At 50.1% G+C, this 2159-nt stretch carries 2 protein-coding genes; both read right to left on the bottom strand.

Annotated features, from left to right (window positions below):
- Positions 1–236 precede the first annotated feature (236 nt).
- Positions 237–698, bottom strand: coding sequence for an N-acetyltransferase (locus tag OEV42_21595; protein MDH3976864.1), 462 nt, complete (start codon positions 696–698; stop codon positions 237–239).
- A partial coding sequence (recN, locus tag OEV42_21600) for a DNA repair protein RecN (GenBank protein ID MDH3976865.1) occupies positions 691–2159 on the bottom strand: 1469 nt, incomplete at its 5' end. The genes OEV42_21595 and recN, both read right to left, overlap by 8 nt.

The following is a 2159-nucleotide window of genomic DNA, read 5'->3' on the forward strand; positions in this document are numbered from 1 at the left end:
AAGAAAAGTAACAAAAGAAAGGCCGCCCTAAAACTTGGTCCCGCCAAGGCGGGACTCCCCTCCTTCCACCGTTGCCTTCGGCGGGCACAAAAACTCGCTCCGCTCAGACAGTTTGTGCCCTCCCTCCTCAGTCAACGGCTACACTCGGCTGCCTTTTAACGGGAAGGAAAAGCAAGCTCTTTTAGGGCTCAAGCAAGGCCACGTCCTCTGGGCGTAGATTCTTTACTCGTTACTTTTCATTCAGAAAGCGGTAACATCATCGCTGTCTCATCACATTCGGGGAATTTGGAGCACTTTATGCAGGCGCCCCATATCTTGTGGGGAAGCTCCCCTTTATCGATCTCCTTAAAACCGAGCCTTGAAAAAAAACGGGGCTGATAGGTTAAGGCAAAGACCCGTTTAAGCCCGATAATAGCCGCCTCTTCAAGGCAGGCAAGCGCCATTTTTTTGCCGATACCGGAAAGCTTCTTCTCACCCTTTACCGCCAGGGACCTGATTTCACCAAGATCTTCCCAGCAGATATGAAGGGCGCAGGCCCCGACCAGTTCCTTACTGTCATCATCAATAAAAACATAAAAATCCCTCAATCTTTCATAAAGATCGACAAGAGCGCAGGGGAGCATTTCACCCTTTTTTGCATAACTGTCAATAAGGGCATGCATCTTTTTTACATCTTCTACTTTCGCCTTTCTAAGCATTTTTTGACAGCATCTCCCTTGCATGTTTCTTTGTCATTTCCGTAATTTCCACGCCTCCAAGCATCCTGGACAGTTCATCAACTCTTTCTTCAGGGGAAAGAATGTCTATCGATGTGAAAGTTCTCCCCCCTTCCACCCGTTTTGCAACCTTATAATGGCTATCGCCGAGCGCCGCAATCTGGGGTAAATGGGTAATGCAGATGACCTGTGAATTCTTTGATACGCTTTTAAGCTTCTTACCCACCACTTCCGCCGTTCCTCCTCCTATCCCCGCATCGACTTCATCAAATATGAGACTGGGAACCTTCTCCTTACCGAGGGTTCGCTGTTTAAAAGCGAGCATGAGCCTTGAGAGTTCACCGCCGGAAGCTGTTTTTGCCAGCGCTCTCGGCGCTTCTCCGGGATTGGCGGAGAGAAAAAATTCGGCCTCTTCCAGCCCCTTTTCTTTCAGGCCTCCCAAATCCCTGAAGACAACTTCAAGCGCTGCGCCGTTTATGCCGAGATCTCCAAGTTCATGGACTACTTCGCGGGACAGGCGTTTTGACGCTTCACGCCTTAATGCGGAAAGCTCGCCGGCAATATTTAGCGCCTCTTCCTTCTCTTTTGCCACTCTTGCTTCCAGGGCTTCTCTGCTTTTTCCGGCCCCTTCAAAAGAGTCAAGCTCCAGGGCGAGGGATTCTTTCGTCTTGATCAGGTCATCCAAAGTGGGGCCATATTTTTTCTTCAGCCTTTCCAGGTCGGCCAGTCTCTCTTCAACGGCAGCAAGTCTGGCAGGATCAAAGGTCATATTTCCGGCATATTCTCTAAGGGTCAGCGCTGCATCTTCGAGTTGAAAAAGAGCGTTCTCGGCCGCTTCCTCCGGGGCCTTGAGTTTTGAATCGAGAGGGGCGCACGCTTTCAGCCGTGACAAAACCTCACCGAGCCTGCCGACGATTGAATCTTCGGAGGAATAGATAAGCTCATCACCGAATGTGGCCGCCCCTGCCAGTTTTTCGGCATTAAGGAGTACCTTTCGTTCTTCACCAAGCGACTCATCTTCGCCTTTTTCAATATTGGCCTTCTCTAACTCATCAAGCTGAAAGCTGACAAGATCGGCCCTTTCGGCCCTGCTCTTTTCAGCGCGCATCAGATGTTCCAGTTCGGAAAGCGACCTGCCGTAGCGCTTATATGCTTCCTCGTAACGTGCTTTCAGAGATTCCGCCTTACCAAAACTGTCAAGGAGGTCGAGATGGTTTTCAGGCTGCAGCAAAACCTGGTGCTCATGCTGGCCCGAAATATTAATAAGGCCTTCACAGACATCGGTGAGCATAGCCAATGTCGCCATGACGCCGTTAATGAATACCTTGTTTTTGCCGCTGTCTGAAATAACGCGCCTGATGACAAGTTCTTCATGGGCATCGATACCGGAATCGGCCAGTTTTGCCCTGACCTTTGCGCTGCTTTCGACAGTAAAGAGGGCTT

This window comes from Deltaproteobacteria bacterium, from assembly GCA_029860075.1.
Taxonomy (GTDB): Bacteria; Desulfobacterota; JADFVX01; order JADFVX01; family JADFVX01; genus JAOUBX01.

Bases quoted from the DNA above. Each gene is read 5' to 3' on its own strand.
- OEV42_21595 (MDH3976864.1), bottom strand. From the start codon at position 698: ATGCTTAGAAAGGCGAAAGTAGAAGATGTAAAAAAGATGCATGCCCTT.